The following is a 14,097-nucleotide window of genomic DNA, read 5'->3' as shown; positions in this document are numbered from 1 at the left end:
CAACTTAACTGAATATTTGTCACAAATGCCCAGATTGGGCGCATAATGAAAATCCGGACAATCGGTGGGGACAGACAACTGCATATTGCGCGTTTTGTAATGAGTATCTGCGCCCGTAGTGTGCTTGTGATTGTTGCCGGAGTGGCGCTGACACAGCCGAGCCAGGCCTTTGACCTATTTGGCCTCAAATTGTTTGAGGATCAGAGCGATATTGACGCTGAGGCGGTCATCGCTGATCCCCAGCCCTATGTACTGGAGGTGAGTGTTGCGCCTGACGAGGGGCTGGAGGGTGTCGTTCGGGGCGCCTCGGGGCTCGTGTCAGGCGAAGGCAAGCCAGCTTCTGGCGCCGCCGGGCTTCTGGCCCAGGCGCGCGGTGACTACCGCCGGATTACCGCTGCGCTCTATGGCGAGGGTTATTATGGCGGCGTCGTCAATATTCTGGTTGGCGGTCGCGAGGCTGCAACTCTTCGACCCGATATCAATTTGCCGGATCCGGTGGCGGTCCAGATTATCGTCAATCCCGGTCCATTGTTTCGTTTCAATCGTGTGAGCGTGCTCAATCAGGCGCCGCCCACTGATGATCCCGATGATTTTGTCGAACCGCCGCTGGGCATTGGCTATGGTGCGGGCGAGGTTGCCGGATCTGGCGTGATCCTCAAGGCCGAACAATTGGCGCTACGCGCCTGGCGGCAACAGGGTTATGCCAAGGCCGCCATCGCCAAGCGCGATGTGGTGGCCGATCATTCCAACAATAGTGTGGATGCGACTATCACCGTCAATCCTGGTGCCAAGGCCGCATTCGGGCCGGTGGCGGTGCAGGGAACCGAGCGCATGGACCCGGATTTCGTGCGGCGACAAACCGGGTTGGCGGAAGGGGAGGAATATGACCCCGATGCGCTGGCTCGGGCGCAAAAGCGCCTCGACCGGCTTGAGGTCTTCCGGGCAGCACGGCTGGAGGCTGCCGATGCCATTCAGACCAACGGACTTTTGCCCTACACCCTCATCGTTCAAGAACTGCCTGGGCGGCGCTTTGGCGCTGGAGCGACCTATTCGACAGTGGACGGATTGGGGCTGGAAGGCTTCCATTTGTGGCGTAATCTGTTTGGTCAGGCTGAACGATTGCGGCTTGATGCCAAGGTTGCCAGCATCGCCTTTCCCATTGACACAGCCCAATTCGACTATGCCTTTGGTGGCACCTTTACCAAACCCGGTTTCCTGACGCCCGATACCGATCTGGTGGCGGCAATATCGGCCGAGCGTACTATTGTGCCGAAATATACCGAAACCTCGATTGGCGGTCGCCTGGGGCTGACCCATTTCTACTCAGATCAACTCACTCTGACGGGTGGCGCCAGTTTTGAGCGCAACCGGTTCGACGACAGTTTCGGCACCCGCGATTTTACGACTGCCGGGGTCTATGCGGGGGCGGTCTATGACGGCCGTGATGACAAGGTTGATCCCGCAAGCGGCATTTATCTGGCCGGTAATATCGAGCCGTTCTACGAGTTCTTCTATGGCAAGCCGGCGGTGCAGGCGACCATCGAGGGCCGTACCTATTTCGGCTTTGGCGAGGACGACAAGTTTGTCTTGGCGGGTCGGGTCAAGGCCGGAGCGCTGATCGGGCCGCAGCTCAATGAAATTGCGCCTGACAAGCTGTTTTTCGCGGGCGGCGGCGGTTCAGTGCGTGGCTATGGTTTCAAAAGTATTGGCGTCGATAATGGTGCTGGCACGGTGACTGGCGGGCGTTATCTGCTTGAAGCTTCGCTTGAAGCTCGGGCCAAGATCAACGAGCAGTTCGGCGCGGTCGGCTTTATTGATGGTGGCTATGTTGCCGCTGACACCTTCCCCAGCCTTGATGAACTAAGGCTCGGGGCGGGCATTGGCGTTCGCTATTATACTGGATTGGGGCCGTTGCGCGCCGATATCGCCATTCCCCTGAACAAGCGCGCCGGAGATCCCGATTACGCGCTCTATATCGGCATTGGACAGGCGTTTTGAGCGGGCGATTTGAATTAATGTGCAGATGGATCATGGCGTTGGCGCTGGCAGTAATGGCACTTGCTGTCGGTGCGCCGGCGTTGGTTGGAGCGTTGGCGCAAGACGTCGCCAATATGAGCGAGGATCAACAAAAAGACTGGCTCACCAGCTTTGTGCAGGACAAGCTTTCGACTCCCGAGCGCAAGATTGAATTGTCCAATATCGACGGTGCGTTGGGATCGGACGTGTCGATACGCGAAATCACCATTTCGGACGCCGAAGGGGTGTGGCTGCGGGTGAACAATGCCCGGCTGACCTGGAACCAGGCCGCACTGTTTCTGGGGCGTCTGGAAATCAAGTCGCTCACGGCTGACTCCATCGATTATCCGCGCAACGCCGTTCCGAACGACCAGATGGATTTGCCACCTGCCGAGGCTGGTACGCTGGAAGTGCCGCAATTTCCAGTCGCCATCATACTTGAGGAACTCAATGTTCCAAAGGTGAGGTTTGGCCAGAGCGTTTTCGGGTTGGCCGCGGAGGTGTCGCTCGATGGCTCCCTGACCCTTGAAAATGGCGACCTGACGACCAAGCTGGATATTGTTCGGCTTGATGGACCCGGCGGACAACTTGGTCTCGATGTCGCCTATCAAAAACAAGATAATGCGATTGATCTGGGACTGGATCTGACTGAACCAAGGGACGGTGTGCTCTCCAATCTGCTCAATATCGAGGGGCGCCCGGCGGTTGAGCCTGACTATCAATGGATCGGGGCCGGTGGCCGATCTTACTACGCAGCTGGAATTGACAGCGGACGGTCAGCAGGCATTGGCCGGGACGACAACCATTGCGAAATCCGGCGACGGTTATGAACTCAAATCCGATCTGGGCGGGCCGTTGGCTAGCCTTGTCGCAGCACCCTATCGACCCTTTTTTGGTGCCAATACGGCATTGCAAATCGATGCGTTGTTGCGCGATCAAGGCGGTGTATCGGTCAGAAATCTGAACTTAAGCGGTGGACAGCTTTCGCTGAAGGCCAACGCTGAAACGACCGCCGATTTCTTTCTGTCTCAGCTAACGCTTGATGCGATAATTGCCGACCCTGCAGGGGGCGCGGTAACCCTGCCCGTTGCTGGAAGTGCCACGATTTTGCAACGCGGCGAGTTGACCATTGATTTCGGTAATGATGCTTCGGAAAACTGGCGCAGTGTCCTGACAGTTGAGGGTTTCCAGTCGGCGGGATTTGCTGCTTCGCAAATAGGCTTTAATCTAGGCGGCGTGGCGGCCAATCTGGCCGACGCCAGCGCACGGCGCGTTACCTTTAATGGTGACGGCGACATATCGGGCATTGTGGCCTCGGAACCCGTCGAGGCGGCGTTGGGGGACTCGATCGGGATAGGTGTTGCGGGACTTTGGAATGCCGGACAACCCGTGCAATTGGCGCAATTGCGGGTTGTTGGCAAGGCGCTGACAGCGGCGCTCAGTGGCGAGATCGACGGTGTGGTTTTCAAAGGCGACGTCGCTCTGGACACCAGCAATATTGCAGCCTTTTCGGGCCTTGCCGGACGCGACTTGTCAGGTGCGCTCAGCCTTTCCGCCAAGGGCACGATCAGTCCCGCTGCGGGCGGATTTGATTTAACGCTGGATGGCACTGGCGAAAATTTGGCGATCAGCGACAAGATTGCCGATGGTCTGTTGGCGGGAAATGTTGACCTGTCCGGACGTATTGCACGCACCGAAAACGGCCTGTTGGCCGACAATTTCAGTTTGGGCAACCAACAGGTGCAATTGGCAGCGGATGGCAATTATTCAAACGCCGTGGCCGACTTCGGATTTTCGCTTGACCTATCTGATCTGGCACTATTGTCGGACGCGGCGAGCGGCGCGGCAAATGTTGTTGGTACCGCGAAGGGCGAGGGCGGCAAGTTGGCCCTCAATCTTGATGTCACCGTGCCGCAGGGGCAGCTTTCGGGCAAAAATTTGCAGGACGCAAAACTTAGATTTACGGGGTCGACGCTGGACAACCGCTTGGACGGCAGAATTGCGGGGCAGGCATCGCTCGATGGATTCCGGACTGATTTGAAGGGTAATGTCAGTGTCTCCAACGATCAACAGAGCCTTGAGCGATCTGGACTTTCAGGCCGCTGGCACCCGCCTCACCGGCACTTTGACCCGAGGCAGCGATGGGCTGACCAATGGTAGTTTGAAGCTGATGGCGCCTGATGTTTCGGTGGCTGCGGCACTATTGCTGGCCGAGGCGCAGGGGGCGATCAACGCTGACATCACGCTCGTGGGCGCCGACGGGCAACAGAACGCGAATGTCGTGGCCAACGCCAAGGAACTGGTTTTCAACGATATTCGGGTTGGCAGCGCCGATATTTCGGCCCAGCTGAGTGATTTACTCGGGGTGCCGGTCATCAATGGTTCGGCCAAAGCGCAAAGCGTATCTGCGGCGGGGGTCGACGTTGATCAGGCTCAATGCAACAGCGACCCAGACCGGCACTACAACCGGATTTAACGCTAACGCGCGCCTTGCGAACGGCAGCGATATTGCTGTGGCAGGTACGCTGGCGCCGGTGGATGGCGGCTATAGGCTGGGGCTGGATAGAGCCGAACTCGAGCAAGGTGCATTGGCCGCGCGTTTGGCTGCGCCAACTGTACTCAGCGTTGCAGGCAGCACGGTGAGCCTGGATGCGGTGAAGTTGAATGTCGGGGCAGGCAGTGTAACTGCATCGGGCACGGCGGGCGAAGCGCTCGATATCGGCTTGGACATTAATGCACTGCCGCTGGTAATTGCCAATGCCGTGATGCCTGAGCTTGGGTTGGCTGGCACGCTTAGTGGCAACGCGACGATTTCGGGCCTAAGCAGTGCGCCACAAGTTACATTTACGGCCGATGCCAATGGGATAAATGCGGCAGCAATCGGCGACTATGGCATTGCGCCGCTGCACGCCAGCGTTAGCGGCAGTTATGCGGACAATGTTGTCACCTTGGCCGCGCTGCGCGCCGACGGAACGGGGGGCTGCAGATATCGGGCTCCGGCACCATACCCCTGAGCGGTGGTGGGCTAAATGTAACAATTGCTGGAACGGCGCCATTGTCGCTGGCCAATCGTTTTGTGGCTGATCGTGGTGGACAGGCCAGCGGAACGGTTTCGCTGAATGCCAAGGTAACAGGGGCCATTGCTGCGCCAGCCTTCAGTGGCTCGGTTTCGACGCGGGGGCCAGCTATGTTGACCCCGAAGCGAATTTGCGCGTCCAGAATATTTCCGGTTCGGCCAATCTCGACGGCGACCGCGTTGTCATCCAGTCCTTGTCGGCGGGTCTGGCAACCGGCGGCACGGTCAATGCTACCGGCTCGATTTCATTGGCCAATGGTTTCCCCGCCAATGTGCAGGTGGGTTTGAATTCGGCGCGCTATGCGGATGGTAATCTGTTCGTCGCCACGGTGTCCGGCACGTTGGCGTTATCGGGCAATTTGACCGGCAATCCATTGCTTTCGGGCAATGTGCGGGTCGAGAAGGCCGATATTACTGTGCCTGAGAGTTTTGGTGGGGGATCAGCGCTCATAGATGTCAAGCATGTTGGTACGCCAAAAGCCGTGGCTCGAACGCTGGCGCGCGCTAAAGCCGACGAACGCGCTGCTGCGCCAACACCGGCCAACAGGTCGAGCGGATTACTGCTGGATGTCAGCATAGATGCGCCAAACCAGATTTTCATTCGGGGCAGGGGCCTCGATGCAGAGGTGGGTGGTTCGGTGCGCGTTACCGGCCCGCTCAACAATATCCAACCTGTAGGCGGGTTCTCGCTCAATCGTGGCCGACTGGCGATCTTGGGCCAGCGCATAACTTTTGACAGCGGCACGGTGACGTTGGTGGGGGATCTCAATCCCTACCTCAATCTGGTGGCACGTACACAGGGTGAGGGGATTACGGTTTTTGTCACCGTGTCCGGTCGCGCGTCCGATATTTCGGTCGATTTTTCATCGTCCCCGGCATTGCCACAGGACGAGGTCTTGTCGCGGCTGATCTTCAAGCGCTCTGTAGGTGAATTGTCGCCATTGCAACTGGCCAAGCTTGCCGGGGCGGTGGCGGAACTGGCCGGGGGTGGCGGTAACAATGGCTTGCTCGATAGTTTGCGCGGTGCCGCGGGGTTGGCCGATCTGGACATTGTAACAGACGCCAATGGCAATGTAGCAGTACAGGCCGGTGCCTATTTGCAGGACAATATTTATCTCGGCGTGCAGGCTGGTGCGGACGGGCAAAGTCGAGTGACAGTCAATCTTGATATTACGGATGATCTGACCGCCAAAGGGTCTACCGGGGCCGACGGCAATTCCAACATCGGCGTGTTCTACGAAAAAGACTATTAAGGCCGGGCGCTGCTTCGCACCTAGCGCCCACGGCCAGAATTGTCCGCCAACATGCTGACCTAGCCAGCGTCTGTGGCCTTGGCCTTGTCCTTGTCGAACCACCAGATTGAGGGGAAGCCGATACCGAACTCGGGCAGGTTTTCGGGGTGGCTGAAGCGATCCCAGCGGGCAACGCGGGCCTTGCGCAGCGTATAGGCCGGCACCACGTAGTTGTGGGCTAGAAGCACGCGGTCCAGTGCCTTGGTTGCCGCCTCCAAGGTTTCCCGGTCCTTGGCAAAGATCAGCTTGTCGATGATGGCATCAACACCCGGATCAGCGATACCCGCGTAGTTGCGGGAGCCTTGCTGTTCGGCAGAGCCGGATCCGAAGAAATAGCGCTGCTCGTTGCCGGGCGAGAACGATTGGGTCCAGGCCCCATAAATCATGTCGAAATCAAAGCTGCGCGTGCGATTGATATATTGTGGTCCATCGACGGTGCGCAGGGTGACATTGATGCCGATCTTGGCAAGATTGGTGACAAGATTGGCAGCGACCGGTTCGATGGTGGGACCATCGAGCAGGATTTCAAAACTCAGTTGTTCGCCGTTGGCGTCAACCAGACGACGACCGTCGAGTTTGTAGCCGGCGTCGGTCAGCAGACCCAGCGCTATGCGTAGGTTAGCGCGCAATTTTTGGGGATCGCCGTTGACAGGATTGGCGTAGGGCTCAGTGAAAACCGAGGCGGGTACCTTGTCCTTGACCGAGTTTAGGATTTCCAGTTCCTTGCCCTCGGGCAATCCTGATGAGGCAAAGGGAAGGCCATAGAAATAGCTGTTGATGCGCTCGTACTGCCCGAAGAAAATCGTCTTGTTCAATTCTTCAAAATCAAAGGCATAGTTGAGCGCCTTGCGCACGCGTTCGTCCTGAAACTTGGGTTCGCGCAGATTGGGAATGAAGCCCACCATCAGACCTAAGGCATTGTAAGGCTGGGGAAAAGGCTCTTTGATCACACGGCCATCCTTGGCAGCGGGAAAGTCATATCCGGTGGCCCAGCGGCGGGCGCGATTTTCCTGCCACCAGTCGAACTGATCGCCTTTGAAGGCTTCGAACTGAACATCCAGATCGCGGAAATATTCGACTGTATATTCATCGAAGTTGTTCTGGCCAACCTGGGTGGGGTGATTGATGCCCCAATAGTCCTTGACGCGTTTGTAGGTGATGGTGCGGCCCGGTTCGAAAGTGCCGATTTCATAGGGGCCCGAACCCAGTGGCGGTTCCAGGGTGGAGGCGCCGATATCGCGCTTGTTGCCCTTGGCGTCGGTGCCTTCCCACCAATGGCGGGGCAGGACCATGAGCTGTCCAAGAATTTTGGGCAGTTCGCGATTGCCAGTCTGGTCGAATGTGAAGGTGACCTCGCTGGGCGCGGTTTCGGAGACGCCGGTAACATTGGCATAATATTGGGCAATCAGTGGGTTAAGCTCTTTTTGCTTTTCATAAGACCAAATGACATCGTCCACAGTAACGGGTTCGCCATCGTGCCATTTGGCGGCAGGGTTCATGCGAAATGTCACCGACGAATAGTCGTCGGGGTATTTCATTGCCTCGGCCAGCAGACCGTAGTCGGTCAATACTTCGTCCTGGGAGGGGGTCATCAGGGTTTCGTAGATCAGCCCGATATTGCCCTCAACCTCGCCCTTCGGCAGGATGGGGTTGAACGTATCGAAACCGCCCATGGCGCCGAGGCGGACCTGACCGCCTTTGGGCGCGTTAACATTGACATAATCGAAGTGCGAAAAGCCCTCGGGATATTTGGGTTCGCCAATGGCGGAATTGGCGTGGTGCCATTGCCCGTTCTCGGCCAGAACCGGCTGTGCGAGACTCGCCAGCAGCGACATAACCAGCCCGGCAGCGACGGCGAATGCGGGTAACTTCATGGGTTCACTCCGGACGTATTTTGGTTGTTGCGCAACAGTCTAAGCGGATCGGATCGGTTGGAACAGGGGCGCATTGTCACGATCTATTTTCTGATGGTGCGCCGATAGGGGTTTGGTCGAAGGCGGCGGCGATCAGTGTTTTGGTGTAAGCTACTGTCGGACTTGCGAAAATCTGCTCAGTGGGACCTTGTTCGACTACCTTGCCATCGCGCATGACGATCATGGTATTTGCCAGCGCGCGCACGACTTTGAGATCGTGGGAGATGAACAGATATGTCAGCCCGTGGCGGGCCTGAATGTCGCGCAGCAAGTCAACGATCTGGGCCTGAATGGACACGTCGAGCGCCGAGGTCGGCTCGTCCAACACGACAAATTTGGGCTCCAGCACCATGGCGCGGGCGATGGCGATCCGTTGACGTTGGCCGCCGGAAAATTCGTGCGGATAGCGGTAGCGAAGGTCAGCAGAAAGACCCACTTCTGTTAACACCTTGCTAACCTTGAGGTCGCGTTCTGTGGCATCGATGTGCGGAAAATGCACCTTGAGACCTTCGCCGATAATGTCGCCGACCGATAGACGCGGATTGAGCGAGCCGAACGGGTCCTGAAAGACAATCTGCATCTGGGCGCGGCGGGGACGCATTGCCTTCCAGGACAGGTGTTGGATATCCTCACCAAGAAAGACAATTCGCCCCTTTGATGACAATAGTCGCAACAGCGCATAGCCAAGGGTGGATTTTCCCGATCCGCTTTCGCCGACGACCCCGAGCGTTTCGCCCTCACGCACGCTCAAATCGACCCCATCTACAGCCTTGATGTGGCCGACCGTGGTTTTGAACAAGCCACGTTGGATAGGGAACCAGATGCGCAAATCTTCAACTTCAAGGATTTTGGGCGCGTCCGGGCGGGTTTCGGGTGGCTGGCCGCGCGGGGCGGCGGCGATCAGATGTTTGGTATAGGCGTGTTGAGGATTTTCGAAGATGGCGCTGGTGCTATTGGTTTCGACGATCTCGCCAGCGGTCATGACGCAGGTACGCTCGGCGATGCGGCGCACAATGCCCAGATCATGGGTGATGAACAGCATGGCCATGCCGAGACGCTGCTGAAGGGATATCAGAAGCTCCAGAATCTGCGCTTGCACCGTGACGTCGAGGGCGGTGGTGGGTTCGTCGGCAACCAGAAGGTCGGGTTCATTGGCCAGCGCCATGGCGATCATGACGCGCTGGCGTTGACCACCTGAAAGCTGATGCGGAAAAGCGGCGAGGCGGCTGGCGGGGTCGGGGATGCCGACCTGATCGAGCAGTTCGATGGTGCGGGCGCGCGCGGCGTTGGTGCGCAGGCCTGCGTGGATAGCCAATATTTCGCCGATCTGGCGCTCGACGGTATGAACCGGATTGAGCGAACTCATCGGCTCCTGAAAGATCATCGAAATATCGTTGCCGCGCACTTTTCGAAGATCCGCCGGGTTGGCCTTCAACAGGTCCTGACCCTTAAAATGGATATGGCCGGACAGGGTGGCGGTTGGGGGCAGGAGTTGAAGGATAGACAGGGCGGTGACGGATTTGCCCGAACCGCTTTCCCCGACCAGGGCCAGCGTCTCGCCCGGGGCAATGTCAAAGCTGACATTTTTGGCCGCGTCGGCATCGCCGAAACGCACGCCGAGATCGCGAACCGAGAGAAGTGACGCGCTCATGCCAGGGTCTTTCTTGGATCAAAAGCGTCGCGCACGGCTTCACCGATAAAGACCAGAAGGGTCATCATGATTGAAATGGTCAAAAAGCCGGTGAGACCAAGCCAGGGTGCCTGGAGATTGTTTTTGCCCTGGGCCAGCAGTTCACCGAGTGAAGGGGAGCCGGAGGGCAGGCCGAAACCGAGGAAATCGAGTGAGGTCAAGGTGCCGACCGAACCCGACAAAATGAAGGGCAGGAAGGTCAGGGTGGCAACCATGGCGTTGGGCAGGAGATGGCGCAGGATGATGGTTGGATTGGAGACCCCGAGCGCGCGGGCGGCATTGACATACTCAAAATTGCGGGCGCGCAGGAACTCGGCGCGAACGATGCCGACGAGCGAGACCCATGAAAACAGCAAAAGGATTCCAAGCAATACCCAGAAGCTGGGGGCAATGACGCTGGAGATGATCAGCAGCAGGTAGAGCGCGGGAATAGAGGTCCACACCTCGATGAAGCGCTGGAACAGCAGATCGACCCAACCGCCGAAATAGCCCTGCACTGCCCCTGCTGATACCCCGATAATTGATGAGACGATGGTCAGTACCAGCCCGAAGAGTACGGATATGCGAAAGCCGTAAATCAGGCGGGCCAGAACGTCTCGACCGCGATCGTCGCTGCCAAGCAAGTGATAGTTTGACCAGATGCAATCGGGATCGTCGACCCCCAGGGAGTAACTTTGGCAATTCTGTTCGCGGGTCAAAAGCCAACTGGGTTCAACCGGCGCGGAGTGCGGCAGGGCGTCATCGACGGTGGCATAGTTGAAGCGGATTGGTGGCCACAATGACCAACCATTGGCGGCAATTTCGTCCGCGATATAGGGGTCACGGTAGGTTGTGGTGGCTAGAAACCCGCCGAACCTGGATTCGGGATAGTTGACCAGCGCCGGGATGAGCAATTCGCCCTTGTAGGAGACGAGAATGGGGCGGTCATTGGCGATGAACTCTGCACCCAGCGTCACAATGAATATGGCAAGGAATATCCATAGTGACCAGTAGCCGCGCTTGTTGGCGCGAAAGTTGGCCCAACGACGGCGGGCGATAGGGTTGCCTGGTTTGCGGGGCGTGGGATTGGCGGTTGCCGGTGCCGCAGCGAGATCGCTCATACTTCGCGACTTTCAAAGTCGATGCGCGGATCAATCCACATATAGGCGAGGTCGGAAATCAGGGCGATGACGAGGCCGAGCAGAGAGAAGATATAGAGGGTGGCAAAGACCACTGGATAGTCACGATTGGACACCGACTCAAAGCCAAGCAGGCCCAGACCATCAAGGTTGAAGATGGTTTCAATCAAGAGCGAGCCGCCGAAGAAGGCGCCGATGAAGGCACCGGGAAAACTCGATATCACCAGCATCATGGCGTTGCGGAATACGTGGCGATACAGCACCTGAGTTTCGGTCAGCCCCTTGGCGCGGGCGGTGGTGACATATTGCTTGTTGATTTCATCGAGGAAGGAATTTTTGGTCAACAGCGTCGTGGTGGCGAAAGCGCCGACGCCCATGGCAATGATGGGCAAGACCAGATGCCAGAAATAGTCCAGAATCTGCTGGTACCACGGGAAACTGGCAAAGCCGGTCGAGGTCAGGCCGCGCAGGGGGAAGATGCTCCAGAAACTGCCACCCGCGAACAGCACGATCAGGGCAATGGCAATGAGAAAGCCCGGCACAGCATAGCCGATGACGACGACGGTTGATGTCCAGATATCAAAGCGCGAACCATCCGATACGGCCTTGCGGATGCCCAATGGAATTGAAATGCCGTAGGAAATCAGCGTCATCCACAGGCCCAGCGAAATCGACACCGGCATCTTGTCCTTGATCAGGTCAATGACCGAAATGTCGCGATAATAGCTGTCGCCAAAATCGAACCGCAAATAGTTCCACAGCATTTGCCCGAACCGCTCCAGCGGAGGCTTGTCGAAACCGAACTGCTTTTCGAGCTTGGCGATGAGACTCGGGCGAGAGGCCGCGCGACCCGCGATAAAGCGAGCCTGAATTATCGTCTGTCTGAGGCGAAGACTGGCCAGCGAGATCGCCCTGGGCGCTGCCGGTAAAGCGTTCGCTGAGCGACGAATTGACGCCGCTCATCCGGGCGATGGCCTGTTCGACAGGCCCGCCAGGCGCAAATTGGATTACGAGGAAGGAAATTGCCATGATGCCAAAGACGGTCGGGATCATCAGCAGCAGGCGGCGAAGTATGTAGGCGCCCATCTTAACTCCACTTTGGGCTTTGACCTGAAGCTAAGCCTACGGCAACATGGCTACGCAAATCACCATGCAGTGAAACCGAGTGCAGCATTAACCTGTGCTTTTAGCAAGGCTCGTCGTGCTGGTGTCGTCTGGCGGGCCAAATCGATTGGAGACAGGTCAATGAGTGAGCACAAATTGTTTGGCAAGGCCGATAGCGTGGCATGGATGGACGTGGCGCCGGGCACGAAGCGTCGGGTGTTGCTGCATCTGCCCGAATTGATGCAAGTGGAATTCAAATTTGAAAAAGGCGCCGGTGGTGCCCTGCATTCGCATCCGCACATACAGGTCAGCCATGTGCTCGAGGGGCGATTTGATGTGACCATTGATGGCACCACACAAACACTGGAACAGGGCGGCAGTTTCATCGTTCCCAGTGGCCTGATGCATGGCGCCAAGGCACTGATAGCGGGCCGCTTGATCGAGGTCTTTACCCCTCAGCGGGATGAATTTTTATAATTTTCGGACAATTTCGGCGAGCGCGGCTGCATAGTGATCGGCATGACTGCCGGCGTGATTGGTCATGCCGGGTTTGGTAAGGCGACCGCGACGTGGCGGAACGTAACTATAGATTTGCCGCTCCGGCATTTCGCGCCATTGCAGGTTGAAGGCGGCGAAACGGGGAAAGAACTCCATGTCGTGATAGGGCAGGTGGTCGTGCACCCACCATGCCATGGCCTCCCAGTGACCGGTCCGTTCGTAATAGGGAATGAAGCTATTGACCACGACGCAGGCGGTTGCACCCATTCGGCCGACCTCGTCGCGCTGGTCCCAGATATGACCGGCATAGTTGGCAGTGTTGACGGCGCAATTGAGTTTATGCTGATTGCCAAAGTGGTTGATTTCGGCGGCACGGAAGGCTGACCGGATCGATATCTGCCCGAACCGGGCCCGCAAAGGCTCTAGCAAATTCTCGCACAAGGCGGTACCGGCGGCGATAGCCAAATCGGGATCATCTGGAATATTGGCCAGCCCGTTGATCGCGGCAATCTCGGAATAGAGAAAGTCGCGCATGAAAAAATTTTCGGACAGGCGGGTTCGGCCAAAGGTCTCGAGGGCTTTGACACTGAGGGGTTTTCGCATAGCAGAGCCTACCTTGGGGATGGACGCAAAATCATGCTCCTGTACCCTAGTCACGACAACCCGTTTTCGCTCCGCCTTGCAGGACCAGTTTTATGCTCAATTTCATATTTTACGTCGCCCTCGTGGTGGAGGCGATGACGGCGGCGCTGGCGGCGGGGCGGCGCAAGATGGACTGGTTCGGGGTATGCGTTCTGGCCTGCGTGACAGCGCTGGGGGGCGGGTCCGCGCGGGACATCCTTTTGGGACATTATCCCCTGACATGGGTCGGCAATCCGTATCTATTGCTGCTGGTATGTGCGGCGGCGCTATTCACCATTGCCATCGCGCGGGTGGTGGACAAATTGCACTGGCCGTTCCTGTTGCTCGATGCGCTGGGGTTGGTAGTTTTTACCATCATTGGCTGCAATGTAGGGCTGGAAATGGGCCATCCGCCGCTGATTGTCATCGTATCGGGCATGATTACCGGGATCGTTGGCGGCATTTTGCGCGACGTCTTGTGCAATGACGTGCCGCTGGTGTTCAGTGGCGAGCCTTTATGCGACGGTCTCGATCGTGACTGGCGTGATCTATTATTTCGGCTTGCAATTTGGCTTCAACAACGAGCCTGGTGATCAGTGTCGCCATGACTGTCGGCTTTTCGCTGCGTGTGCTGGCGATTGTTTTCAAGTGGGAAATGCCGAAGTTTGTTTATGACAAGGATTTGCGCTGAGGGTGGCAAGACCGGTCAAGATTGTCGAGATTGGGCTTTATCGGCGGACGCGATTGTGGCATTGATCTACCATACAAG

11 protein-coding genes and 2 pseudogenes are annotated in these 14,097 nt (G+C 57.5%); 8 read left to right on the top strand and 5 right to left on the bottom strand.

The genetic code is table 11. The annotated features are described in order from the left end of the window. Nucleotides 1–99 precede the first annotated feature (99 nt). The 6 genes from PSQ19_RS09345 (at nucleotide 100) to PSQ19_RS09320 (ending at nucleotide 6,345) form a co-directional block, all read left to right on the top strand. The gene (locus PSQ19_RS09345) at nucleotides 100–1,998 is read left to right on the top strand and encodes an autotransporter assembly complex protein TamA (protein ID WP_282220555.1); all 1,899 of its coding nucleotides are present in this window, start codon (nucleotides 100–102) and stop codon (nucleotides 1,996–1,998) included. Between the two features lie 32 nt (nucleotides 1,999–2,030). Continuing rightward, nucleotides 2,031–2,846 (top strand): hypothetical protein, encoded by an 816-nt coding sequence (locus PSQ19_RS09340; RefSeq protein WP_282220554.1) that lies wholly within the window; start codon nucleotides 2,031–2,033, stop codon nucleotides 2,844–2,846. Continuing rightward, entirely contained in the window at nucleotides 2,752–4,176 is a 1,425-nt protein-coding gene (locus PSQ19_RS09335; protein ID WP_282220553.1) for an AsmA family protein, read from the top strand. The genes PSQ19_RS09340 and PSQ19_RS09335 overlap by 95 nt, the downstream gene beginning before the upstream one ends. Further along, entirely contained in the window at nucleotides 4,094–4,492 is a 399-nt protein-coding gene (locus tag PSQ19_RS09330; RefSeq protein ID WP_282220552.1) for a hypothetical protein, read from the top strand. Before PSQ19_RS09335 ends, PSQ19_RS09330 begins: the two co-directional genes overlap by 83 nt. Next, the gene (locus tag PSQ19_RS09325) at nucleotides 4,440–5,030 is read left to right on the top strand and encodes a translocation/assembly module TamB domain-containing protein (protein WP_282220551.1); all 591 of its coding nucleotides are present in this window, start codon (nucleotides 4,440–4,442) and stop codon (nucleotides 5,028–5,030) included. The genes PSQ19_RS09330 and PSQ19_RS09325 overlap by 53 nt, the downstream gene beginning before the upstream one ends. 193 nt (nucleotides 5,031–5,223) lie before the next feature. Then, the gene (locus tag PSQ19_RS09320) at nucleotides 5,224–6,345 is read left to right on the top strand and encodes a translocation/assembly module TamB domain-containing protein (RefSeq protein ID WP_282220550.1); all 1,122 of its coding nucleotides are present in this window, start codon (nucleotides 5,224–5,226) and stop codon (nucleotides 6,343–6,345) included. 59 nt (nucleotides 6,346–6,404) lie between these two features. On the opposite strand, the gene PSQ19_RS09315 is transcribed toward PSQ19_RS09320, so the two are convergent. From PSQ19_RS09315 to PSQ19_RS09300, 4 genes and pseudogenes are all read right to left on the bottom strand, one after another. Next, on the bottom strand, nucleotides 6,405–8,258 hold the full coding sequence (locus PSQ19_RS09315; protein WP_282220549.1) for an extracellular solute-binding protein: 1,854 nt from the start codon (nucleotides 8,256–8,258) through the stop codon (nucleotides 6,405–6,407). A gap of 76 nt (nucleotides 8,259–8,334) precedes the next feature. Next, nucleotides 8,335–9,948 (bottom strand): ABC transporter ATP-binding protein, encoded by a 1,614-nt coding sequence (locus PSQ19_RS09310; RefSeq protein WP_282220548.1) that lies wholly within the window; start codon nucleotides 9,946–9,948, stop codon nucleotides 8,335–8,337. Beyond that, entirely contained in the window at nucleotides 9,945–11,087 is a 1,143-nt protein-coding gene (locus PSQ19_RS09305) for an ABC transporter permease (protein ID WP_282220547.1), read from the bottom strand. Before PSQ19_RS09305 ends, PSQ19_RS09310 begins: the two co-directional genes overlap by 4 nt. Beyond that, a pseudogene (locus tag PSQ19_RS09300) lies at nucleotides 11,084–12,191 on the bottom strand (microcin C ABC transporter permease YejB). The gene PSQ19_RS09305 and the pseudogene PSQ19_RS09300 overlap by 4 nt, the downstream one beginning before the upstream one ends. Nucleotides 12,192–12,350: 159 nt before the next feature. Here PSQ19_RS09300 and PSQ19_RS09295 point away from each other — a divergent pair. After that, nucleotides 12,351–12,686 carry a cupin domain-containing protein gene (locus PSQ19_RS09295; RefSeq protein WP_282220546.1) on the top strand — a complete coding sequence of 112 codons (336 nt, stop codon included), beginning with the start codon at nucleotides 12,351–12,353 and terminating at the stop codon, nucleotides 12,684–12,686. Here PSQ19_RS09295 and PSQ19_RS09290 read toward each other — a convergent pair. Beyond that, on the bottom strand, nucleotides 12,681–13,310 hold the full coding sequence (locus PSQ19_RS09290; protein WP_282220545.1) for a hypothetical protein: 630 nt from the start codon (nucleotides 13,308–13,310) through the stop codon (nucleotides 12,681–12,683). The genes PSQ19_RS09295 and PSQ19_RS09290 overlap by 6 nt on opposite strands. Before the next feature lie 92 nt (nucleotides 13,311–13,402). Between PSQ19_RS09290 and PSQ19_RS09285 the strand changes: the two are divergent. After that, nucleotides 13,403–14,019, top strand: a pseudogene (locus PSQ19_RS09285) (trimeric intracellular cation channel family protein). Nucleotides 14,020–14,097: the final 78 nt, after the last annotated feature.

This window comes from Devosia algicola, from assembly GCF_028816455.1.
Lineage (GTDB): Bacteria > Pseudomonadota > Alphaproteobacteria > Rhizobiales > Devosiaceae > Devosia > Devosia algicola.
The sequence above is the reverse complement of the archived record's forward strand: the minus strand, read 5'-3'. Positions and strand labels throughout refer to the sequence as shown.